Genomic DNA, 24028 nt, shown 5'->3' with positions numbered 1-24028 from the left:
CCAGCAAAATCGCCGACATGGCTACGTTGCTGCAAGACCTGACGCCTATCGTCGATTTAACGCCGGACGACATCGCCGCCTTCCGTGACGATATGCACCACAATAGCCGCTATAAACCCGTTACGCTAAAGGCCGGGCTGAGTGAAACCGAGGTGGCCCGCTTTGCGGTAAACCAATATCGCTTTGACGGTGTGACCATCGAGACCTACCAGCAGCGGCAATATCCTTACGGGGCGCAGTTGGCGCACGTGGTAGGGTACGTCTCGCGTATTAATGATAGCGACGTCAAAAAGCTGGAGCAGCAGGGCCTGACGCAAAACTATGCGGCCGACCACAATATTGGCAAACAGGGGCTGGAAGCCTATTACGAGAAAGAGTTACACGGCACTACTGGCTATCAGGAAGTGGAGGTGGATAACCACGGCCGTATCGTTCGCCTGCTGAAGGAACAACCGCCCCAGGCGGGCAAAGATATCTATCTGACGCTCGATCTGCACCTGCAACAGTACATCGAAAGTGTGCTCAAAGGGCAAAGGGCGGCGGTTGTAGTCGCCGATCCGCGCGATGGAGGCATTCTGGCGATGGTCTCCAGCCCTAGCTACGATCCCAATCCGTTCGTCAAAGGGATTGGCTATCAGGCCTACAAGTCGCTGCTCAGCAATCCGGATTTACCGCTGATTAACCGCGTGACTCAGGGGTTATACCCGCCAGCCTCCACGGTAAAGCCGTATATGGCGATATCGGCACTGTTTGCCGGTGTCATCACCCCAACCACCACTTTCTTTGGTGCACCCACCTGGACCTTGCCGGGAACGCAGCGCCGCTATCGCGACTGGTTGAAAACCGGGCACGGCCTGCTGAACGTCACCAAGGCGATCGAGGAATCGGCCGATACTTTCTTCTATCAGGTTGCCTATGAGATGGGGATCGACCGGATCCATCAGTGGCTCAGCCAGTTTGGCTATGGCCAGGCGACGGGGATCGATCTGAACGAGGAATATCGCGGCGTGCTGCCGAGCCGGGAATGGAAGCAGCGGGTTCACAAGAAAGGCTGGTACCAGGGCGATACTGTCTCGGTGGGGATTGGCCAGGGTTATTGGGTAGCTACGCCGATCCAGATGGTGAAAGCACTGACCACGTTGATCAATAGCGGCAGGGTGAAAACGCCGCATCTGTTGTACTCCATGAAACGGGGCCGGCAAGTCGAACGCTACCAGCCACCAGAGCAGGCCGTGCAGATTGGCGAGGCCAAATCGCCGTATTGGGGGATTGTCCGCAACGGCATGTATGGCATGGCGAACCTGCCTAACGGCACCGGGTATAAGCTGTTCCATACCGCGCCGTACCAGATCGCGGCCAAATCGGGCACGTCGCAGGTTTTCAGCCTGAAAGAGAACCAGACTTACAACGCCAAAATGATCCCGGTACGCCTGCGTGACCACATTTTCTATACCCTGTTTGCGCCGTATAAAAATCCGCGGGTGGCAATGGCGCTGATCCTGGAAAACGGCGGTGGGGATGGCGTGGTCGCAGGGCCGACGGCCAGGGCGATCCTGGACCATATTTTCGACCCGGCCAATGCACCAGCGCCGGTGGATAACGACGGTAGCCAGACGTTGCTGGGAGATAGTGAAGATGTGCAACATTAAACGCGTTTGTATTTACTTTCTTACAAACTGCAACCTTCTGGCAATCTGACTCAGGTTAGACTTAGCGGATAAATCATCAGTACTTACCCTATGAATTTCAAGTTGCAGCTAGGCGACAAGCTATCTCATCCCCAGGAACTTACGTTTAGTAAGTGACTGGGGTGGGACAAATCTGTCGGGAACAGATTTGAACGCTGTACACAGCGGCCCCGAAGGGGTGAGGCCCATGGATGGGCCGAGTAGCTGTGCAGGTAACAACGCTGCAGCTTGAAAGGCGACGGGTATAAAAACGCAGGGTAAACAGTGGCTCCCCCATCCAAGAAAAACGGTAAAAACTACTCGACGGCGCGTTTTGGCTGGATTTGTGCAGGTATGTTGGTCTGCTTCTTGCTCTTGATGTTTCGGGTGGGCTATTTACAGTTGCTGGAACACCAACGGTTGGCCGATCAGGCTGACCAGCGCTCGATCCGTACCCAGGTAGTGCCCACCAACCGTGCGATGATCACCGATCGTAACGATGCAGCGCTGGCGGTCAGCGTCTCTTCCAAAGATATCGTGTTGGATCCCAAACATATTCTTGATACCCAAACCGATACCAGCACCGAGCGCTGGCAGAGTTTGGCCAACGTGTTGAAAATGCCGCTCGCTGATGTTCAACACCTGATCCAGGCCAACGCCCGCAAGCGCTTTGTCTATCTGGCGCGCAAGGTGGAAGATGACAATGCGGCCTATATCAGCAAGTTACACCTGACCGGTGTTAGCACCGAGCAGGATTTCAGCCGTTTCTATCCCATGGGGCAAGACGCTGCCGGGTTGATTGGCATTGTGGGGCAGGATAATCAGGGGCTGGAAGGGATTGAGCTGGGCTTCAACCCGTTGTTACAAGGTAAAAACGGTCTGCGTGTCTATCAGAAAGACGGCAGCGGTGCGGTCATCGGCGTGATCAAAAGCGTCGACCCGGTGCCGCCACCGAACGTGACGTTAAGCATCGATAAATTTATTCAGTACGTGCTGTTTTCGCAGATCCGCGATGGGGTGATCGCTAACCAGGCCGACTCCGGCTGTGCGGTGCTGGTGAAGGTGAATACCGGTGAGATCCTCGGTATGGCCAGCTATCCCTCCTTCAACCCTAATAACTACGCCAATACGCCGGTGAAAGACATTCATAACGTCTGTAGCAGCGACAGCTTTGAGCCAGGCTCGACGGTAAAACCGGTGGTGGTGATGGTGGGGTTGGACCACAAACTGATCCGGCCAGATACCGTGCTGGACACCACGCCTTATACGGTGAACGGCCATCTGATCAAAGACGTGGGCCATTGGTCAAAACTGACTATCACCGGCGTGCTGCAAAAATCCAGCGATATTGCGGTTTCGCATATTGCGTTGGCGCTGCCTGCCACGGTACTGCCCGCCGTTTATCGTAGCTTTGGGCTTGGGCGGCCAACCGACCTGGGGATTGGTAACGAAAGTAGCGGCTATTTACCCGCTCACCGTGCGCGCTGGGCCGATATTGAACGAGCCACCTTTTCCTTTGGCTACGGTTTGCGCGTCACGCCGCTGCAGATGGTGCGTGAATATGCCACCATCGGTTCATTCGGTGTTTATCGTCCGCTTTCCATTACTAAAGTGACGCCGCCAGTGATGGGGCAGCAAATCATGTCCGCCGAAGTGGTGAAAACCGTGGTGCATATGATGGAGAGCGATGCGCTGCCTGGGGGAAGCGGCCTTAGCGCCGCAGTGCCTGGTTATCGCTTGGCGATCAAGACGGGTACCGCTGAGAAGATGGGGCCAAACGGCAAGTATGATGGCGGCTATATCAACTACACCGCAGGCGTGGCACCGGCCAGCGATCCGCAGGTGGCGCTGGTGGTGATGGTGAATAACCCCAAGGCAGGCAAACACTTTGGTGGCTCGGTGGCGGGGCCGGTATTTGGCAAAATTATGGCACAGGTGCTGGAGCATATGAATATCTTGCCGGATGCCCAACCGTTGAAGGTGGTGGCGGTAGCCAAGGGGTGAGTTGCCATTACTTCTCAATCACCCGCAGATCGATCCTGCGGTTTTTGGCGCGATTGGCCTCGCCATCGTTAGGCACCAAGGGGTAAGCCGAGCCGTAACCTTCGGCGCTGATACGGCTTTCCCCAATCCCCATTTTGACCAACGCCATTCGTACCGCATCGGCACGATCCTGTGATAAACGCAGATCCATCTGTGCATTGGCCGACTTATCGGTATATCCCCCCAGCCGGATCTCCACATTAGGGTAGGCACGTAGAATATCGACGATATTCCTCAGTTGTTCTTGTGACGCAGGGGTTAACTCGGTGCGGCTGGTGTCGAACCGCAGGCGATCTAATGTAAACCAACGCTTTTCGCTAGTGGGCGCATTGCTCTCAATGTAGGTGATCAGCAGGTTCTCGACGCTGCGCTGCGACAGCAGGAGCTGCTTGCCATCGGCTAACCGGCGGTAGCTAACATCGCTCTGGCCACTGGCCTGCATGGGTTGTAGCACGCTAAAACCTTGCAGTGAGAACAGCAACGATACCAGCAATACCAGCACCAGCATTAGCCACGGCCAGATACGGCGTTTGGGGGGCGCTAGCGATCCGGTGCGGGAAACCGCCGGATCGGCTGGGATAAGAGCAGGTAGCTGGTTGAGCACTGCCGTTGGCTGGGCTGTGGCGATCTGCGGCAATTGCCACTCGAGCCAACCTTTTAACGACGGTGATTGGAGTGAGCGTTGGCGCAGGTATTGGCCCAACAGGCCAAATACCTGAGCGGACGCGACAGAAAACAGCCGCTCGGCGACCTGTTTCTCCAGCACATAAAAGCTCACAAACAGCTGGGTAAGGTGCTTCAATTTGTGGCCAAGCACCATCGTCAGCAATGCTGGGCTGAATTTACCCAATGCTTCATCCAGAAAGCATAATTCGAAGGGGAAAGTGCGCTCGACCAACTGGCGGAAACGGAGGGAATTGGCATTGCGATGCAGGTAGTCGCGGGTGCTTTGCAGGATCAAGGCTCCCATGCCTTTAAGGCACAGCGCGATCTTTTCCTGTGCCGTTGCCAGCTTTTGTTCCAACCCCGCCAGCACCTGGGGCGAAATCGCCGCCATCTGCTGGTTAATGACATTTCCCATCTGGTACATCCGAACCTCCATTTAACCTGCGCGCATTCTGCACCGCAGAGTATGGTCAGTTCAACTTATTAAATTCTGAATTTATCATTGGATAAATCTGATATTTCAGCGTGATTTCGGTAATTTTCTTAGTCTGACCGATTGTGCTGGTGAGCCTAGGCGCTAGCTCTGTCTGGCAGGGTAACAGACTGGCCTGAAATGCCGAAGAGATTACTGCTTGAAAATTGACTGGCAAGCAGGAAAAAACGGACTTCCAGGAAACGTCTGGTCATCGCCAACCGGTTAGGGAGCCGATCTTATTTTAATCGATACTCAGTAACCCCATGAGGGTGTTATGCCTGGTAGCAATAAGAGTTATGATTAAAATCCTCATGATGGAAATTAATCATTGCAATGCTATTTGATTCACATGGAATATAAAAAGTGGCATACCAGGTTAATTCTGCTGTCATTCCTGACCATATCTTATTTATCACGAAAAATCCTGTTAAATGGGATTATTCCAAAAAAAGTAAAATCTCGCTTAATTAATAAAAAAAAGACGCATGCAACAATTTTGGCTGTTGTCATGAATTTTAATTTCATAAAATAATAAAAAATTAGTCAAAAAAACTATTTTATTCTTTAGTGGTGTTTTTTAATAGTAATTTATTGATTGTATTTAACATTTTACGATAATATTCACGGCAGACAATTATGGGTAAAAGACAATTACGGGCAAACATATCACCCGTGACTTAATTGCGCCAAAAAATCTCTTTTGAGTGTCGAAATATACCACCTGTATCTATTTTTATTTCACGCGAAATTGCATCAATGGCTTTGAGGAAGGGAGTCGGGACGGATGAATCTTGGTGTGGATATTATTGAGATCGCACGGGTAAAAACGGCGTTAACGCGTAGTGGCAATGGGCTGGCACAGCGTTTGTTAACCCCGGCGGAACAGTTGGCGCTCGGGGATTTGGCCGAAAGCGTCGAACGGTTGGCTGGCTTCTGGGCGGCCAAAGAAGCCGCGGTGAAAGCGCTTGGTACGGGGTTCCGCCTGGGTATCCTGTTCCATGACATCGAAATTAGACACGATGGTCTGGGCTGCCCTTATTATTTCTTTCGCGGTGAGTTCGCCAGATTGATGCAGGAAAAAAACCTGACTCACGCCACGCTGAGCATTTCTCATTGTCAATCACATGCCATTGCCGCAGCGGCATTGGGTTAATTATTAAATAAGGGAATATCTATGTCTCACTATCCCGATATCGGTGGGAAAAATGTGGTTATCACCGGCGCCAGCGGTGATATTGGCCTAGCTATTTGTGAGAAATATCTCGAGCAGCAGGCAAAGGTCTTCGCTATTTACCATCATGATAATAGCGGTCTGGAAAAATTAAAATCCTCCCATCCGCAGGGTGACAACCTGCATATCTTACAGTGCAACGTTGCCGATGTCAGTGAGGTGTCTGGCCTGGCCGACGAGCTTGAAAAACGCGCTCATGCGGTGCATGTATTGATTAATAATGCCGGGATCTATAAAGACAACGTATTTTCCGCGCTGACGTATGAAGAGTTTGATCAGGTTATTAAGGTCAATCTGTATGGCACCTTTACCGTGACCAAACGGTTGCTGCCATTATTGCGTCATGCCCGCAATTCAACGGTGGTGAATATCTCTTCGATATCCGGCATCACCTCCAGCTTTGGCCAGACCAATTACAGCGCGGCCAAGGCTGGCATTATCGGCCTTACCCGCACCCTGGCCAACGAAATGGCCGCCAAGGGGATCCGCGTCAATGCCGTGGCGCCAGGCATGATCGAATCCAGAATGGTGAAAAAGGTGCCGCGTCAGATAGTGCGCACCGTCATGTCCGCCATCCCGTTGAAGCGTCTTGGTCGAGTCGACGAGATCGCCAATGTGGTGGCTTTTTTAAGTTCAGACGCATCCAGCTATATCGTTGGCCAGACTCTGGTGGCTGACGGTGGCCTGGTGATGCGTTAATCGACAGGAATGTTGTATGGCTAATTATAACAAGAGTTTAGTTCCGGCTACTCTGCTGCTAAAGATGGGGGCTTGGCGTGCCCCCATCTTTATGGTTGACCGCATCGTAGACTTTTCGCCGGGTGAAAAGGGATCGATCACCGTGATCAAGCACGTCACCTTTAATGACTCCTTTATTCCAGGACACTTTCCAGACAACCCGGTGATGCCTGGGGTGATGATCGCTGAGATCTTTGGCCAGTCCAGTGAGTACTTGAGTCTGCTGAACGATTTCTGCCGGTTGCACGAGCATGAAACCCAACAGCCACTGAAGAAATTCGATGAAGTCTCGCGGGCGTTGCAGACGCCAGAGGGCACGGCACGAGTGATTGCCGAGCGAGCACGCATATTCGGCGTGCTCGCTTCCCAGGACGTCAAATACAAGAGCATGGTGGTACCGGGCGATACCGTAGAAGTCAATAGTCGCCTGGCATTCAGCGATATCAATGGCTTCCACCATTACGAAGTGGAAGCGCGGGTTGGCCGCACGTTAGTGTGCGCTGGGCGCATTGTCAATTTCCGCACCGAACGCAGCTAGACCGAAAGCAAAGGTATGCCAGTTAACTAACAGGGAGAAACGCCGCTATGAGTAACATCGCGCTTAATGCAACGATTGAACAGCGCAAGTCTGTGCTGGAGAAGATCAAAACAGGCCTGATAGAGCGCCTTAACCTTTACCAGAACGTCAGACAGATTGACGACGATACGCCGCTGTTTGGCAGTGGGTTGAAGCTGGACTCGGTAGATGCCACCGAGGTCATCGTATTGCTTGATGAAACCTTCGGTATCCGTGTGACAGAAGGGGACGATCCTTCCTACATGCGTAGCGTCAACACTCTGACTTCATTTGTAATTAGCAAGCAGGGGGCAACCACCAACGGATCAGCAACAGGAGCGGGCAAGGAATGAGCAAACTCACTGAAATTCATCAACAGCACGGCGCGGTGATGGGAGAACGCAACGGTGTCGCCATTCCTCTGGGATATGGCGCGGCAGAGGCGGAATACCAGGCGGTACGTAAAAATATTCTGTTGTCTGACTACTCTCATTTTGGTATCGCCGCCATCAGCGGAGATAGTGCCTGGTCGCTGCTCAATCAGCTGGTTTCCGGTGATGTTTCATCGATCCGCGATGAACAGGCGATGTACAGCCTGGTGCTCGACGAGCAGGGCCATATCGTCACCGATCTGTATATTGCCTGCGATGACGAACGTTTTCTGCTGCTGTCGGAGTGGGTCAGCGGTGAAACACTGTGTGACATGCTGCGTGCCAAGCTGGCGGGTAACGAAGAAGAGTTTGATGAGATCGAATCAATCGAATCACTGACGCCAGAGTGGGGCATGTTGCATGTTGAAGGGCCTTACGCCTGGGAGTTGCTGGCTGAGGTCTATGGCATGGATGTCATTGGTTTGCCATTCCAGGAGCATATGCATGTTGATGACGATCTGATCCTGCTGCGCAGCGGTAAGCATGGCGAGTTCTCCTACAAGCTGATGGGGCCACAGGACCTGCTGGCCGACGTTTGGATGCAGATGCAGGAAGCCGGGGAGAAATACGATATGCGCGCCGGCGGGCTGAATTACCAGCGCTTGGTACGCCTGGAAAACCCTTGCTGGGAACCTCATGTTTTCAATGCCTACACGAACTGCCCGATCGTGCTGCAAATGCAGTGGGCGGTACGCTACGACAAAGACGGTTTCACCGGGTTGGCAAGCCTGAACGATCGTGTAGAGCAGGGCGTCAGCCACCGGGTGGTAGGGATGACCATCGCGGGTAAACCGCAAGCCATTCCCCAACGCGGTGACAAAGTGATGTTGGAAGGCAACTGCATTGGTGAAGTGATCGTCTGTGACTATTCGGCAGAACTGGATGCCTGCCTGGGCCGCCTGTTCCTGACGGACGCCTGGGCCTGGGCCGATATTGACGCCTACCGGGTTGTCACCTCCAGCGGCCCGATCGCGGTAACAACATCGGCGATACCTTTCGCCCGTAACTACAGTTTCCTGATTAACCCTTCTGAACACAGTTATGTCGACAGCACGCGTCCACGCGATTTGTTGCAGCAGGCTGAGTGGCAGAAGCTGAAGGAAGAAACCGCATAACGTTTTGTTGCGCCATGGCGACATGGCGCATCCACATTTGATTTCTGGTTTGCTGACACGGAAGACACTATGACAGTCACGCGCAAACGAGTGGTGATCACCGGTATGGGTCACCTCTCTTCCATTGCTACCAACGTAGCCGAATTCAAACAGGCACTGCTGAATAAAACCTGCGGGATCCAACCCAGCAAGAAGTATCTCGGAAGGTTCGAGGATGCGAACGCCTCCGAGGTATTACAACCATTGAGTTGGCCCGAGCTTCCCGCGGAGCTCGTCGGCTCACTGGATAATGCCGCGCTGTGGGCCTATAAGGTCGGCCGTGAGGCTCTGGTGCAGGGGCAATTACCCCCGGGCGAGCTCCGTGACAGAACCGGGCTGATCATCGGGGTCTCCTCTGCTGGCGCCGAGGCGTATATCCCGCTGATCGAACACCAGATGGAACGTTTCTCGCTGAAAAAAGCCACGGTCTCCGGCAGCTTTTCTTCTTGTAGCGCTATCGTTTCTTCACTGCTGGAGTTAAAGGGCGGTTTTGAACTGGTAGCGACCGCCTGCACGGCCAGTACCAACGCGATGGGGATTGGTTATGACCTGATCCAGAACGGCAAGAATGCTACGGTACTGGTGGTGGGCACCGAGCCTATCTACCTGCCGACGTTTGCCGGTTTCTACGCGCTACATGCCATGAAACGTACGCCGTCCAGCCCATTCTCCGGCACGCCAGGAATGTCGATTGGCGAAGGCGCGGGGGCACTGCTGCTGGAAGAGTACGAGCATGCCGTTGCCAGGGGGGCCACGATCTACGGTGAAATGGTGTCCTATGCCACCTCTTGCGATGCCTATCACGAAACCGCTCCGGATCCGCGCGGGGACGGCGCTGTGCAGGTCATGCGCCATGCTATGCAAAACGCCGCTATCGGGCCACAGCACATTGACTACATCAACGCTCATGGCACGGGAACCGAGGCCAATGACCGCTGTGAAACGCTGGCAATGAAAAAGGTTTTCCCGAATATCATGGATATTCCGGTAAGTTCGACTAAAGCCTACGTGGGTCACAATATCGGCTCCGCCGGGATCATCGAGATGATTGCCTGCTTCCTGACGTTGCCTGACAACCAGATCCTGCCCACCCTTAACTTCAGCACGCCACGCCCGAACTGCGATCTCAACTACGTCCCCAACGAGTTCCAGAACGGCGAAGTCAAAATGTTCATGAAGAACAACTATGCCTTTGGCGGCAACAACTGCTGTCTGATTGCCAGCGTGAAACCGGAGCAGAGTCCGGCAAGTTACTATCAGAGTAAACGGGTGGCGATCACCGGCATGGGCGCGGTGACGGCGGTAGGGCATACCTTGCAGGATATGCTGGCAAAAATGTGGGCTAAAGAGCCGCCGTCGCAACTCCATCCATTGATGCTAGATGCCAGTACCCGCCAGGAATACCGCGAACTACTCGAAGCCATGCTGCAAAATCGTGAAGTGTCTGACTATATGCAGAGCCATTTTGGCAAGACGGACGTAGCAAGCGAGCTGAACAAGCCGACCGGAGTGCATCAGGTACAGGGGCTGGATCCTCGCAAAATGCTACGCCGTTTCGACCCGCGTAAAGCCAATATCATCAGTACCTTTGCCCTGTTGGCCATCACTCAGGCGATGGCGGACGCCGGGCGTAAAGTCAAGCGGGATGGCCAGACGCTTGGCATGATCCTTGGCATGTCCAAAGGGCCGCAGGCAACGGTATATCGTTATCTGCAAAGCCTGCACCCGGACCCCACTAAAGCGCGGACCTCAGAATTCCCCGGTTCGCTGATGAACGCCATTTCGACTTTCTGTTCCATTTCTGAAGGGATCAAGGGTTATAACACCTCGCTGGCCACCGGTATCAACGCCGGGTTGGGGGCACTGACCTACGGCTATGAGTTGGTTCGTCAGGACCTGCAACCGCAAATGATTGTCGGTGGTGCTGATGAAAACATGAGCACCTTTCTCGTCTATCTGCAAGCGCTGAACAACGATCTGCAACTGACGCTCGATCCGGCAGATTTCAAGGTCTACAGCCAGCACGCCAAAGGTTATGTCCCGGGTGAGGGGGCAGGCATGTTGCTGATTGAAGATTTGCAGCACGCTCAGGATCGTGGGGCCCACATTCACGCCGAAATTGCCGGTTATGGCAAATCCAACGATGGTTGCTACTTCGCGCAGGATGACATGCCTGCCAGGATTGAATCTATGGCGGTGGCCATTCGCCAGGCGTTGCAAGAAGCCGGGATCGAACCTGAAGAGGTGGATCTGATCTGTGGCACCAGCGACGGTACGCTGGCCCGTGATGCGGTTGAGATTGGCGCGGTACGCCATACATTTGGCGTAGCCAGCCGCCATATTCCTTTCGTCAACTACAACGCCTGGTTTGGCCTGGTGGAGTCCTGCATCGGTATCCTCAATATCGCGGTGGTCGCGGAGATCATGAAGCGAGGTGAAATTCTGCCGATCCCATATACCGAGGACTTCAGCGCAGACGATATTGCCTTTGTCACTCAACCGTTGCAGAAAACCGTACGTCACGCGTTGGTACTTGGCGCAACGGAAGGGGGCAACCATTATGCCGTGCTGCTGAGGAACGTGGCGTGAGTCAGAATGTCGTCCTCAGCGGCTGGGGCGTCACAAGTGCCTATGCGCCGGATTTTCCGGCGCTGATTAACGGGCTGACAAAGCAGCGGTTGGTCAGCAGCCAGCCCTGGTTTGCCACCGCCAGTGAATGGCAGGAATTACGCTTAAGCTGCAACCCGCACTATGTCGCCGGATCTCAACCGATAGGCACGGCTTTTGAACGCCTGCAATCGGTGATTGCCCAGGCACTGAGCGGAGCAGGATTAGACGTTGCGCAACTGCAAGGAAAACGCGTTCGGGTTTATCTGGTAGGCCATGGTGAGCGAGCCAATATTACCGATTTTCTGGGCTATCAGGATCGTAACGATCAGGAAGAACTGCTGTTTTTCCCGAAAATCAAACGGCTGCATGCCGCCAGCTACGCTCAGGATCGAGTGGCACGGCGCTTAACACAGACCTATCAGCTTAGCTGGCCACCGATTTCGCTATATTGCGCCAGCAACTCTGCGTTAGCCGCCGTCCATTTGGCCCAGGCGACGATTGCTGCTGGTGAAACCGATCTGGCCCTGATCGTTGGCTGGATAGAGACGTTGACGCAGGACATCATGTTCCTGGGGGGACAGGGTATGTTGGGTGACGGAGGGGCACAGCCGTTTAGCCATCATAACAGCAGCATCCTGCCCACCGCCGGTTCCGTCGCCCTGATCATGGAAAGTGAGCAGCATGCTCGTCAGCGCAATGTTAACCCAACCATCCTCCTGCGCAGTTCGGTTTTTTGCCAGAGCGGCGGTGCCCGGGGGAGCAGTTCCTTTACTGCGGATTTCCGCACCATCGCGCACACGCTTGAGCGTGCACTCCAGGAGGCTGGCCTCACGGTGCAAGACGTTGCCTGCGTCTTCCCCCATGCCAATGGCGTGATCGCCAGCGACAAAGCGGAAGCAATGGCGTTGCAAAAGGTCTGGGGCAAAGCGGGTATTCCCGTGGTCAGCTACAAAGGCCAGGTGGGGTACATGGTGAGCTGTTGCGGATTATTGGATCTGATGCTGGTTGCCGATGCGTTACAGCAACGCCGGTTGCTGGCATCGACCTCCCGCTATCCCATCGACGAAAGCCTGCAAATCCACGTCCATGCCGACTGCCCACCGTTGGCACTGGAGCGAACTCATATCTTGAAGTCAGGTATTGGGCTGGATGGGTCGGCCATCGCGATGGTGATCTCACGCTGTCAGGAGGATGCTGATGAGCTTGCTTAAACGAGCCGTACCCACAACGGCCATCAATCTGGTGGGCTTCTCGTTGTTGGAGCCACGAATAGCGATGCAACGCTTTTCCCCAAGCTGGTACAACGTGTGGGAGGCCTGGCTGCATAAAAAAGCTAATGCCAAGGCAGGCAGCAATCAGTGGCTATTCAAGCGGTTCGGCGTTGACAGAGCAACCTTGCCTGCAGAAGCCTTACGTAAAGCCAACTACCGTGACTGGCTAAACGGCCTTAGCGCTGCCTGCACCCAGGCGGTGGCACAGTTGGGCAGCAAGGGGGAGTTCCGTTTACGCCATGAACGCAATGCGTTGATTTATGTGGATGCCTGGGGGGAAACCTCGGTGTTTGAAGATGCCAACAGCTGGCGTGACTCATTGAGCATCGACATTCTGCCAAAAAACATCGTGCGGGATTACGGCATCAAGGATTTCACCTGCAAACTACGCGGTGAGCGCAATGGTTTGATGAGTGCCCTGCAGGTGGCACAGGACTGCCTGAACAGCAATATGGCCGATAACGTGATTATCTGTGGGCAATTTCGCAGTTTCCCGGTGTTGGTATTTTCGGAAACCCAACGTTTCCCCTCAGCAAGCCAACGGGGGCAAACGTCCGCCAACAGCCAGGTCAGCGTCGAACGTGTCGGCTGCATGATCCTCAAGAAAGCGTCAGGCCAAGGCGTAGCTCTGCATCTGAGTGACTATCAGCTCCTGCCAGACTCAGCGTATCAGCGAGCCTCGTTACTGGCCGACCGTTACCACCAGTATCTCGGTGCCGATACCCGCGCGGTATTGGGGGTCACTCCACCTTCACTGTCAATGCGAGCCACGCAGCAGCAGGCATTCGAGCAATTACCCGCCAGCCTGACCTGTGTCTCGCTCAGTGAGCTTTACGGCGACAGCGGCTGTATGAACCCGGCGCTCGCCTGGCAATACCTGTTACAGAGCAATATTAGCGGGCATAGCCTGTTGAGCGTGCTCGATGGTGAAGGGGGAGCCTGGCTACTGGAGAACTGGGTCGCGGGGACACCGCCATGATGATGGGCTTGCTATCTCCACGGGTGATTGCGTTGGCCGCCGTACCGCTGGCCTTTCATTTACCATCAAAACATCAGGAAAAACCATGACCCTACATACCGCGCAGCCGCTGCCCGTGGTGTCGATGCAACAGGCCAGCAAACGTTTCGGCAAAGGGCCGGGTGCCATTGTGGCATTGGACTCGATCACCACTGAAATTCATGATGGCGAATTTATCGCGCTGTGTGGGCCTTCCGGCAGTGGCAAAAGCACGCTGCTGAATCTGATGGCCGGGATCGATTATCCCACCGGCGGCCAGGTTTATCTGCTGGGTAACGACCTGTCAACGCTCAACGATCGGCAAACCGCCCGCCTGCGTGCCGACGCCATTGGCTTCGTGTTCCAGTTCTTCAATCTGCTGCCGGTGCTGAGCGTGTTCGACAACGTGTATTACCCGCTGATGCTCAACGGTTTTAGCCGCCGTGTAGCAAAGGATCAGGTGATGGACATGATCGAGAAAGTCGGGCTGGCGGCGCACTACAAACGCCCGCCGGGCGAGCTTTCCGGCGGGCAACAGCAGCGGGTGGCGATCGCCCGAGCGTTGGTGAAACGCCCCCGTCTGATCGTGGCCGACGAACCCACGGGCAATCTGGATAGCCGCACCGGGCAGGAGATCGTCGATCTGCTGCTCACCATGAATCAGGAATTGAAGACTACGTTTGTTATTTCCACCCATTCATTGCAACTGCGCGATCGGGCAAAACGGGTGTTGGAAATCAGGGATGGGGAGTTGGAAAATGATTTTCTTACGGCTTAAAAGTTATGCTGTCACTATATTATTACTGACCAGCGGGCTGGCGCAGGCCACCAGCCTGGCGCAGCTACAACTGGAAGCGCGGAGTAACCCGCGTTTGCAGGCGATCCTGGAAATTAATGCTCAGGCTCCGATGAGCCAATTAACCCGCGCCACCGACCAGTTGCAGGTGCTGTATCAGCAGCACCCGGACTATCGGATTGCCAAGATGTTTTATGGCTACGGCCAACTGTATATGGCTACGGAGTTTCTGGCCAAGAAGAATTATCTGCGTGCGGCAGAATCCTCAAAACTGGGCTTCTTTTATATCGACGAAGCGGCGGAAAGCGATGAGCACGATTGGCAGATGCGTTTCCTGCGCGCCCGGATGGATGCCTTTGTGTCGGCCAGCCATGGCCGCTGCGTAGTTGCGTTGAAAGATCTGGCCTATCTGCAACAAAGCACCGCCGTGCCTGCCGATCTGAAACCCATGACGACGCTGATGTTGGCACACGCTCTGGGCAGTTGCCAACGGGGGGGCGACGCTAAAGCGGCCTGGGCAGCATTGGCACAGCAGGGCGAAGAGGGCAAACGTCTGTCTGAGCTGAAAGGCCGCAGCGCGCCGGAGTGGACGCCTGCCGAACTGAGCGCCATTATCCAGCCGCTGGCGGAGGTGACGCCATGAATGCCCTGTTCTGGATCTCCAACCTCATTATCGTTTATGCGCTGTTGGTGGTGATCGTGACAACGATCCGTAAGCCCACCGATATTCGTTACACCTTCCTGAATCTGTTCCGCCAGCGTCGCCGTTCCGGGGTTACGTTACTGGCGATCACGCTGGGGGGCGTAGCTGTATTTATCTTCGGTGGCTTTGTCGATTACTCGTTCTGGGCGCTGCGGGAACAGACCATCCGCACCAACCTCGGGCATATCCAGCTGTATGAGAAAGGTTATCTCGGCAGTGGAGCCAATAATTCGTTGCAATACACCATCAGTCACTACGATGAGGTGAAAAACCTGCTGCAGGCCGACCAGGTACTCGCAGCGAAAATCGCTACTATTACCGGGCAACTGGCGTTTACCGGCCTTATTTCCCAGTACGACACGGGGACTTCCACCTTCTTTACCGGTGTAGGGATCGAACCCCAAACCTCGTTAGTGTTGGGGTCACTCGACAAAATCATCTCCGGCAGCGATCTGTCACGGGTTGAGCAACAGGACATCACCATCGGTTCGGGGATTGCCAATGCCCTGTCGGCGGGCTATGGCGATTGGGTCGATATGCTGGTGGTGAACCCACAAGGGGGGCAAAATGCCATGTCCTCACAGATCCGCGGCGTATTCCAATCCGGTATCAAAGAATATGACGACACGGCCATCAAAATGCCGCTGCAAACCGCCCAACGGCTACTCCAGACCAGCGATGTCAGCAAGATCATCATCATGTTGCAGGACACGGAACAAACCGATGCGGTGCTGGTCCGGATCAATCAGCTGATTGCTGAACATAACCTCAATCTGGAGGCGCGATCCTGGGATGAACTGGCGATTTTCTATCATCAGGTGGTGAATCTGTTTGAAGGGATCTTCCTGTTTATCAAATCTATCGTCAGCGTCATCGTGGTGTTTATGATCGGCAACACCTTGATGATGAACGTCATTGAGCGTACGCGGGAAATCGCCACGCTGCGCGCGCTGGGCCTTAACCAATCCTATATCGGCCGCCTGTTTGTGCTGGAAGGGATCATCATCGGCATTATCGGCTCGCTGCTGAGCGTCGGCTTCGGCGTGCTCATCGCAACGCTGATCAATATCAATGGCATACCGATGCCACCTTCACCGGGTTATACCGAGGGTTATCTGGCCTTTGTGCTGTGGGATCAGGATATCAACCTGTTCTGGTTCTCCTGCGCGTTACCGCTGGTCACGGCATTGATCGCGTCAATTATTCCGGCTCGCCGGGCATCAAAACTGGTTATCGCGCAAGCATTCCGCTTTGTTTAAACCCTCAGGGAGAAAATACATGTCAAAAGGACAAACCGTACTTATCACCGGCGCTGGTCGTGGCATTGGTATGGCGATCGCTGAAAAGCTGGCGCAGGAGGGCTATGACCTGATCCTCAACTACCGTAAGGATCAGGGCAAAAGTGCTGCCAACCTGCAACGTTTTATGACGACGGAAACCAGGGTGAAGGTGACGTTGGCCAAGGCGGATATCGCCGAGACCCGCGATATCAGTGAGATGGTGAAAAAACTGCGGCAGCAGGGGATTGAGCGTATCGACCATCTGGTGCTGAACGCCGCCGCCGCGCCGTTCAAATCTTTTATGGATATGACGCGCAATGATTGGAAACTGCTGTTCAACACCAACCTGATCGGCAATACCGCCTGCGTACAGGAAGTGGTACCGATGATGACTCAGGGCGGGACGATCTGTGCGATCTCCAGCCTCGGCAGCCAGCGCGTGCTACATAAATACCCGCTTGGCATCGCCAAATCGGCGCTTGAGAATCTGGTGAGCTATCTGGAAGTCGAGCTGTATGACCGCAATATTCGCGTCAACGGCATCTGTGCCGGGATGGTGCAGACCGATATGACCCCGTTCCTGGAAGGGCTGTGGCCAGAGCTGTTCCAACGCCACAACAGTGGGCCGCGCCGCTGGTTGGTTGAGCCTGAGGAAGTCGCCAATATTACGGCGTTTCTGGTCTCTGACCAGTCTAGCGCGATACGTGGCAGCACTATTATCGCCGATCTCGGCCTCATGCTTGAGGCATAAGTTTTCTACACAAGGACGTCCAGATGAAACGTAAAATAACGGGATACCTGGTGCTGTTGGGTCTCTCTGGTCCGCTTCAGGCGGCAGATCAACCGCCCCTCACGCTGGATCGCGATCGGTTAAGCAGCCTGACCCAACAGGATCAGCGTGCCCGCGAGATTATTCGCCGTGCCGATCGCGTACGTGCTCCCGATCAACCTTTCCGCTACACACTGACGTTGCTTGAGCATAAAGGCGGGCGTGATGTGACGGAGAACCAGCAGGTGCTGGATATCTCCATGCGCTTTTACAAACCTTCCGAGCAGGTAGATAAAGGGGATGCGCGTGCGTTGGTACGATTTGTTTCGCCGGTGCGTGACAAAGGCAAAGCCTTGCTCTCGGACCTGGATAAAATGTGGTATTTCGCCCCGGATCTGCGGCGCCCGATCCCGATATCACCCCAGCAGCGCTTACTGGGCCAGGTATCCAATGGTGACGTGGTCGCCGCCGACTTTGACTACTCCTATATCTCCACGCTGGTTGGCGAAGAGGCCTGTGGGGAGCAGATCTGTTACCAGCTTGTGTTGCAGCGCCGCTGGCCTTATGTGACCTATCCGGCAATCAACTATTGGGTGGAAAAAGAAACCGGTTTCCCTCACCAGGCTGATTTCCTGTCTGCAGATGGAGTATTACTCAAACGTTCGTACTACCGTGACTATCAGCAAGTGCTGGGCCAGATGCGCCCGACGACCATCGTGGTGGTGGATGCGTTGCGCAAGGATAATTACACCACCATGCGCTATAGCAACGTCAGGCTGGAATCGCTTCCCGAGAGCCATTTCCAGAAAGAGTACCTGTTGAGATTAAATGGATGAGCAGGGTGGCCCGGCTTCCCTTTAGCGGGATTTTGCTGTTGGCGGGAACCTACAGCGGCGGCAGTTGGGCCGTGGATTGTCAGATCCAGCGCGGTTATGCAGGTATTGAGGGGATCTCCTCTCATACCTCCGATTCGCTGTGGCAGTCTGAGGATCCCCCATTTCGTAACAACGTGATTGCCAATCTGTACCTTTCCAGCGTGGGGCGCTGCACGTTGACGGAAACCCTCAGCGCCAAGGCACAGGCCAGCGGAGAATATGTCCTGCAGGCTCATCAACCAGGATCCCTGGAGGATAAACGTCACCAGGGCTTGGGCATCCTCAACGAGGCTGTCGTCAGTTGGGCGGCCAGGGACAATCTGTATATCGATGCGGGCAAAGTGCGTAAGACCAGTGGCTATCTGTTCTCTGTCGCACCTCTCGATCTGCTGCGCAATATCAGCGGCAATATGCGTAGCGTACGCGTATTTGGCTTGGGGGATCGCTGGCGCAATTTCTATGAAGAAGGAGCTTATGGTGTCAGCAGTTCGTTGTACCGCAATGAAGGCACCTACACGCTGGCGGCCTTTCCACGCCTCAAGCGCAACGACCAGCGTCAGGAAGCGGGGTCGGAATGGGATGCCGTGCTGCGCACCAACAGCACCGACCGCTATTACGCCAGCTATACGGCGACCGGTTTAGCGGCGTTTAACCCCACTTTTTCCCTCTTGACCGGCAACCAGAAAACGCTGGCGTTAGGCACCAGCGGCAACCTGACGGATAACCTGATCCTCAGCGTAGAAGGCTCGGTATCCCATGGGCAGACCTGGCGCCATTTGGACAGTGCTGCCGTGGTACGCAATGAGCGGGAACCGTACAAAATCCGCTCCAGCGGTGCGCAAGCGGATATCGGCGTTGGCCTGCGTTACACCACTGCCGATCAAACCGAATACGGTGCGGAATATTATGGCCAGAGCCAGGGCTATAGCCGCAGCCAGTGGCAAGACAATTTCGATACTATCCGCTTCTTTAATGGTGGGTTTGGCGTAAAGCCCCCTCCAGAGTTCCAACAGTACTCCCGCATGATGGCGGCAGAAACCGATAACGTCGGGCGTGGCGGCAATCTGCTCGGCAAACACTACCTCACTCTCTATACCCGTACCAATAAAGAACAGGTTGGCAGTATCGATTGGTCGATCTCCGGCATGGTCAATCTGGTGGATGGCAGCCACGTGCTGAATGTGCACCTGACCACACCGCTCAAGAACAATCTTGAGCTTTATAGCGGCGCGGCGGCCAGCTTTGGCAGTAAAGAGAGTGAATTTGGCACCTTCGGCGAAAAAGGAAATATTTATGCAGGTATGCGAATCAATTGGTAAGACAACCACCGCGACTAACCCGGCAGACGGTTGGATGATGATCTTCCCGGGGCAAGGCTCTCCGGCCATTGGTATGGGCAGCGATGTTTGCGATATCTCACCGGGAACGACCGCCGTGTGGGACTGCGCCAGCGATGTCTCTGGGGTAGACGTGCGTAAGCTGTGCCTGAAAGGGCCAATGACGCGCCTGACTAAAACCGTCTATCAGCAATTGGCCGTCACGACGGTTAATGCCGCTATGCTGACCGCGTTGCGCGAGCATGGTGATGTGTTGGAAACCGGTTATGCCGGGCACAGTGCCGGGGAATACACTGCGTTGTATGCTGCGGGTGTGATGGATCTGGAAACCCTGTTCCGCGCGATTACGCTGCGCGCTACCATCATGCAAAACCTGGCCGAGCAGCGCAAAGGAGCGATGTACGTGGTCAAACCTTACAGTCACGATGCGCTACGTGACCAGATCGATGAGATGGGGTTGGGGGAGGTACTGAACGTGTGCTGCGATAACGGGCACCAGCAGCAAGTGGTTGGCGGGGAGTTGACTGCGGTTAAAACCCTGGTGAATCATCTGGCCCGCTCCGGCGTGAATACCCTCAAGCTGGGTGTCAACGGTGCCTGGCATACGCCGTTGATGGCAGCAGGGGTGGAGCAGATGCGTCTGGCCCTGGCCGATTTACCTTTCTCCTCCCCGGTCTGCCCGGTGATCATGAACAGCAGCGGCATCGCAGAATATAGCGTGGCGCAGATCAAGGAGAACCTGGCGCTGCACCTGATTAATACCGTGCGCTGGCGTGAAAGCATGGATCGCTGGGCACAGATGGGGCATCGGCGCTATCTGGAGATCAGTAACAAGAAAATACTCAGCCACTTGCTGGCGGAGCATTATGGCCCGGCGGAGGATTACCATATTCAGCACTATTACCATCTCGCTGGCAGCCGTGTTCAACAGGCGGGGTAAGGGTGCCATGATCCCAACATTTGCTAGCTTCAGCAAAAAATACCTACGGGCAGCCACGGTTCCCGTGGTGCTGATCTCCGCCGTGTTGACCTCGTCACTGATCCGTAACGCTGTTGATATTACGTTGCTGGAGATGATTGCCGGGCTGGGGGCGATTTCATTGTCCATTGTCTGGGGCATGATGCGCGATGGCCGGGGCTATTGGACGTACAGCATATATACGATGCGGGTCTTTGAAGCCCCTGAGGTGCTGACGAGCTATGCGCAACGTAGAACAGAGGGCTGGGCCAAATTGCTTTACCGGCCTTTTGGTGCCTCTCTGGTGACTCTATGCCTGGTGGCAGCGCTCAGTAGCCTGAGTTGGTTGGCAGGTCCAGATTGGCGTTATGCCTTGATCGCGCTGCTAGGCGTGGTGGTGTTACCTGCATTGATGTTGGTGCAACTGAATAAATCCATTCCGTTCAATATCCTGTTGGCGCTGAAATCCCACGGCGAGCCAGAGACTTATCGCCCACGGTTGCGCCGCCTGCCAAGCTGTGTGGCAGAAGACTTGCTGCTAAGCCTGCTGATCAATTTTGCCCTGGTTTTACCGATTGCCCGCAAGCCCGCGTTTAGCCTGGCCGTTGGCTATGCAGATCCGGCGTTTATCATTGCATTTATGATCCTGATGGGGGTGGTGATGCTGTTTATGCTGGCATTCGCTGGCCGTTCACGGCGCTATGTGCTGTTTGGCGAGCTACTCAATGGCAGCTTGGATGCCAGCGCTGCGCCTATTACTCCCTGGACATTTACCGGCAAACTGACGGTCTGGCGCCGTGGCCTGATTTGGTTGCTGGCCTCGCAGCTTTGGAGCATAACAATCTGCCTGATTTTTGCGACATTGCAGGTCACGCCACAGTTTATCCCGCTGTATCTCTGTGCACTGTTGCCGCTACTGGGCGTTTACTGCCTGGAGCGCTATCAGACCTTGTATAGCAACTTCCACGACGCGCTGGAAATGCGTAAGCGCCATGAGGTGCATGCCAATAACTATGCCAAAACGATGAAGTAGTGAATGGGGGGCGTTAAGCCCCCCAAGTTACTAGAAAAGACGGTGGTTATTGGATATTAAAGAAACCAGTGCGCAACAGTATTTCAGCTACCACAATTAACCCGCTACCCAAGGTGAGCAACCGCTTGTTGATGCTGTGGGAACGCCAACAGAGTGACAGTGCGCACACGCCAGCGATCAATACGACCCACGCGGCCAAACGCAGGCTGGCCAACTGAGCAAATGCGGCCAACGGTTGATGAGGGAAGGTGACAACGTCACTATTTTGCGCCGAGGCCAGGTATTCCATATACATGGGTTGCGCCAGCAGGCGGCACAGCGTGATGGCAATTAGCAAGGCTATCGCCGTTATCGCCAGTTTTCTCACCAACTGAGAGGGCAGATTGGGGCGAACTGCGAGCGACCACAGGCTGGCTACCGCGCCCAGGCTGAGTACCGAACCAAAGAACATCAGGTAGGTGTTAACATGCATCCACGTCACCACCGAGCTGTGAACATAGATGGCACTCATGCAGAATACGTCGACGATCCCCAGCAACGAGGCAACCAGCAGCAACGCGAGCGACAGCCGTTTTGAGATCAGGGCAATCAGTGTCCCAAGCCCTAAAAATGCCAGATACAGGCTGGCAAAGATGATTTCACGGCTCAGCCAGGAGCTTTCCACATGCCGCAAGGCGTGAAACGCATTCAGCGGATAGCCCAGATGGGCGGTTGAAACCATCAGACCCAGCGCTCCGGCGATCAAGGCGATCAGCATAAAAGGCAGCGCATAACGCCGCTTTTCCTGACCGTCCAGCCCAGACTTGGCCACCACCAGGTTAAAGGTGGTGAACAAAGTAATACCGACAGAGGCTTGTACCAGCAGGGTGAAAATGATAAGTGGCCATTCGTGCATGATTATTTACTCCCCTGTTCTGCACCTTGATGCGCTTTGACGACCAGATTAGGGTGAGTAAGGGCGGAGTCAGGCAGACCCTGCACATCACACAGGTCACCATATTTTGCTCGTAGTTCATCAATGGGGCCAAACTTGATGGCTCCCAACGGGCAGGTTGTAACGCAGATAGGTTGTTCCCCAGCAGCCTGTAAATCGATGCAAAAATCGCACTTTGACATCTGGCCGGTAGTCTCGTTGAGCTGAGGTGCGCCGTATGGGCACGACCAGGCACAATAGCCGCAGCCGATGCACTTATCGGTGTTGACGCGCACGATGCCATCACCGGGGCGTTTATGCATCGCGGTGGTTGGGCAGTTCACCGTACAGATCGGATCCTGGCAGTGGTTACAGGAAATCGACAGGGTATAGGCGTACACGTTGTTATGGAAACCACCCTGGCCGGTGGAGACAAAACCACCGCCTTTGACTTCATAAATGCGGCGAAAACGCCGCCCGACGTCCAGGTTATTCTTGTCTTTACAGGCGACCTGGCAGGCCTTGCAGCCGGAACAGCGCGAGGAGTCAATATAGAACCCAAGCTGACGATCGCTGACAGGAGCATACTCGATAAATTTACTCATGCTTTGGCAACCTCCACAAGCATCGTTTGGTGAGAATTGCCTTTCGCCAACGCGGTGATCCGCGCAGAGCTAAGCACGTTGGCACAGCCGCCGTGATCGACGCCGTTGGCATCAGGCTGCCACCAGGCTCCGGCTTGCAATGCGACCACGCCAGGCATGATACGCTGGGTAACCTCTGCCGGAACCAGCGTTACGCCGCGATCGTTGTGGATACGCACGTAGTCCCCTTGTGCAATACGGCGTTGGCTGGCATCTGCCGGGTTGATCCACAGTTTTTGTGTCTGCACCTCTTGTAACCACGGGTTGACATATTGGGTGGAGTTAGCCCGATTCTTGCCTTTCCAGGTGATCAACTGCAGCGGGTATTTGGCTGCCAGTGGGTCTTCCGGCCCCTCATGAGCAGGTACATAGTGGGACAGCGCCGGAATTTCCGGGTGGTGCATGTCATACAGACGCTTGGAGAAAATCTCGATCTTTCCTGACGGCGTCGGGAACGGGTGGTTTTGTGGATCACGAATGTTATCGGCAAAGGCAATATGCGGCTTGCCTTTGAACAGGTGGCGGCGCTGCACCAGCAGCTCCTCAAACGTCGGCAAATGCTCATCGGGCATGGCCTTACGGGAGTTTTCCCAGATCTGCACGATCCACTCCTTCTCGCTGCGTCCGAGGCTGAACTCCTGCTCCACGCCCAGTTTCTGTGCCACTTCACGGATCCAGTCGTAATCGGAACGGCGTTCAAATTCAGGTTCGATCAGCTTTTCTGACAAGATCAAATAGTTCGCTGTTCCCCAGGTTTCGCCGATATTCCAACGTTCCATAAAGCTGGTTTCGGGCAGTAGAACATCGGCATATTTGGCGCTGGTCGTCAGATAGAGATCGCTTTGCACAATAAATTCGATTTTGGACTCATCGGCCAACAC

The 24028-nt window shown here is 54.6% G+C and carries 22 protein-coding genes; 18 read left to right on the top strand and 4 right to left on the bottom strand.

Going from position 1 to position 24028, the window contains the following annotated elements; genetic code table 11:
* Window positions 1-1649, top strand: a 1649-nt coding sequence (gene mrdA / locus ACLQ7H_RS08170; protein WP_411752236.1) for a penicillin-binding protein 2, incomplete at its 5' end; no start/stop codon positions are given.
* 303 nt (window positions 1650-1952) lie between these two features.
* Entirely contained in the window at window positions 1953-3671 is a 1719-nt protein-coding gene (locus ACLQ7H_RS08165; protein ID WP_411752235.1) for a penicillin-binding transpeptidase domain-containing protein, read from the top strand.
* A 7-nt stretch (window positions 3672-3678) separates the two neighbouring features.
* Here the strand turns inward: ACLQ7H_RS08165 and ACLQ7H_RS08160 are convergent, their stop codons facing one another.
* Complete coding sequence (locus tag ACLQ7H_RS08160; RefSeq protein ID WP_411752234.1) at window positions 3679-4800, bottom strand: OmpA family protein; 1122 nt, start codon at window positions 4798-4800, stop codon at window positions 3679-3681.
* 835 nt (window positions 4801-5635) lie between these two features.
* On the opposite strand from ACLQ7H_RS08160, the gene acpS reads away from it, so the two are divergent.
* From acpS to ACLQ7H_RS08080, 16 genes are all read left to right on the top strand, one after another.
* On the top strand, window positions 5636-6004 hold the full coding sequence (gene acpS / locus ACLQ7H_RS08155) for a holo-ACP synthase (RefSeq protein WP_411752233.1): 369 nt from the start codon (window positions 5636-5638) through the stop codon (window positions 6002-6004).
* Window positions 6005-6025: 21 nt separating this feature from the next.
* Window positions 6026-6781: an SDR family oxidoreductase gene (locus ACLQ7H_RS08150; RefSeq protein WP_411752232.1), complete on the top strand. Its 756-nt coding sequence runs from the start codon at window positions 6026-6028 to the stop codon at window positions 6779-6781.
* Window positions 6782-6797: 16 nt separating this feature from the next.
* The gene (locus ACLQ7H_RS08145) at window positions 6798-7358 is read left to right on the top strand and encodes a 3-hydroxyacyl-ACP dehydratase FabZ family protein (RefSeq protein WP_411752231.1); all 561 of its coding nucleotides are present in this window, start codon (window positions 6798-6800) and stop codon (window positions 7356-7358) included.
* A 47-nt stretch (window positions 7359-7405) separates the two neighbouring features.
* Window positions 7406-7729 (top strand): acyl carrier protein, encoded by a 324-nt coding sequence (locus ACLQ7H_RS08140; RefSeq protein ID WP_411752230.1) that lies wholly within the window; start codon window positions 7406-7408, stop codon window positions 7727-7729.
* Entirely contained in the window at window positions 7726-8922 is a 1197-nt protein-coding gene (locus ACLQ7H_RS08135; RefSeq protein WP_411752229.1) for an aminomethyl transferase family protein, read from the top strand. Before ACLQ7H_RS08140 ends, ACLQ7H_RS08135 begins: the two co-directional genes overlap by 4 nt.
* Window positions 8923-8991: 69 nt before the next feature.
* Entirely contained in the window at window positions 8992-11550 is a 2559-nt protein-coding gene (locus ACLQ7H_RS08130) for a beta-ketoacyl synthase N-terminal-like domain-containing protein (protein ID WP_411752228.1), read from the top strand.
* A complete protein-coding gene (locus tag ACLQ7H_RS08125) occupies window positions 11547-12782 on the top strand; it encodes a beta-ketoacyl synthase N-terminal-like domain-containing protein (protein ID WP_411752227.1) in 1236 nt (411 codons plus the stop codon). Before ACLQ7H_RS08130 ends, ACLQ7H_RS08125 begins: the two co-directional genes overlap by 4 nt.
* A complete protein-coding gene (locus ACLQ7H_RS08120; protein ID WP_411752226.1) occupies window positions 12769-13821 on the top strand; it encodes a hypothetical protein in 1053 nt (350 codons plus the stop codon). Before ACLQ7H_RS08125 ends, ACLQ7H_RS08120 begins: the two co-directional genes overlap by 14 nt.
* Before the next feature lie 85 nt (window positions 13822-13906).
* Window positions 13907-14617, top strand: a complete 711-nt coding sequence (locus ACLQ7H_RS08115; RefSeq protein ID WP_411752225.1) for an ABC transporter ATP-binding protein — start codon at window positions 13907-13909, stop codon at window positions 14615-14617.
* The gene (locus ACLQ7H_RS08110) at window positions 14598-15278 is read left to right on the top strand and encodes a hypothetical protein (protein ID WP_411752224.1); all 681 of its coding nucleotides are present in this window, start codon (window positions 14598-14600) and stop codon (window positions 15276-15278) included. The genes ACLQ7H_RS08115 and ACLQ7H_RS08110 overlap by 20 nt, the downstream gene beginning before the upstream one ends.
* On the top strand, window positions 15275-16597 hold the full coding sequence (locus tag ACLQ7H_RS08105) for an ABC transporter permease (protein WP_411752223.1): 1323 nt from the start codon (window positions 15275-15277) through the stop codon (window positions 16595-16597). Before ACLQ7H_RS08110 ends, ACLQ7H_RS08105 begins: the two co-directional genes overlap by 4 nt.
* Before the next feature lie 19 nt (window positions 16598-16616).
* A complete protein-coding gene (locus ACLQ7H_RS08100; RefSeq protein ID WP_411752222.1) occupies window positions 16617-17369 on the top strand; it encodes an SDR family oxidoreductase in 753 nt (250 codons plus the stop codon).
* A gap of 23 nt (window positions 17370-17392) precedes the next feature.
* Window positions 17393-18223 (top strand): outer membrane lipoprotein-sorting protein, encoded by an 831-nt coding sequence (locus ACLQ7H_RS08095; RefSeq protein WP_411752221.1) that lies wholly within the window; start codon window positions 17393-17395, stop codon window positions 18221-18223.
* Window positions 18220-19581, top strand: a complete 1362-nt coding sequence (locus tag ACLQ7H_RS08090) for a hypothetical protein (RefSeq protein WP_411752220.1) — start codon at window positions 18220-18222, stop codon at window positions 19579-19581. Before ACLQ7H_RS08095 ends, ACLQ7H_RS08090 begins: the two co-directional genes overlap by 4 nt.
* Window positions 19556-20539 (top strand): ACP S-malonyltransferase, encoded by a 984-nt coding sequence (locus ACLQ7H_RS08085; RefSeq protein ID WP_411752219.1) that lies wholly within the window; start codon window positions 19556-19558, stop codon window positions 20537-20539. Before ACLQ7H_RS08090 ends, ACLQ7H_RS08085 begins: the two co-directional genes overlap by 26 nt.
* 7 nt (window positions 20540-20546) lie before the next feature.
* Entirely contained in the window at window positions 20547-21590 is a 1044-nt protein-coding gene (locus tag ACLQ7H_RS08080; protein ID WP_411752218.1) for a hypothetical protein, read from the top strand.
* A gap of 46 nt (window positions 21591-21636) precedes the next feature.
* Here ACLQ7H_RS08080 and ACLQ7H_RS08075 read toward each other — a convergent pair whose 3' ends face one another.
* The 3 genes from ACLQ7H_RS08075 to ACLQ7H_RS08065 all read right to left on the bottom strand — a co-directional run.
* Window positions 21637-22485, bottom strand: coding sequence for a dimethyl sulfoxide reductase anchor subunit family protein (locus tag ACLQ7H_RS08075; RefSeq protein ID WP_411752217.1), 849 nt, complete (start codon window positions 22483-22485; stop codon window positions 21637-21639).
* Window positions 22486-22487: 2 nt separating this feature from the next.
* The gene (locus ACLQ7H_RS08070) at window positions 22488-23108 is read right to left on the bottom strand and encodes a DMSO/selenate family reductase complex B subunit (RefSeq protein WP_411752216.1); all 621 of its coding nucleotides are present in this window, start codon (window positions 23106-23108) and stop codon (window positions 22488-22490) included.
* Window positions 23105-24028 (bottom strand): molybdopterin dinucleotide binding domain-containing protein (locus ACLQ7H_RS08065; RefSeq protein WP_411752215.1); only part of this gene is annotated, 924 nt, incomplete at its 5' end. The genes ACLQ7H_RS08070 and ACLQ7H_RS08065, both read right to left, overlap by 4 nt.

The sequence above is a fragment of the Serratia sp. (in: enterobacteria) genome, from assembly GCF_046715635.1.
Taxonomy (GTDB): Bacteria; Pseudomonadota; Gammaproteobacteria; order Enterobacterales; family Enterobacteriaceae; genus Chania.
The sequence above is the reverse complement of the archived record's forward strand: the minus strand, read 5'-3'. Positions and strand labels throughout refer to the sequence as shown.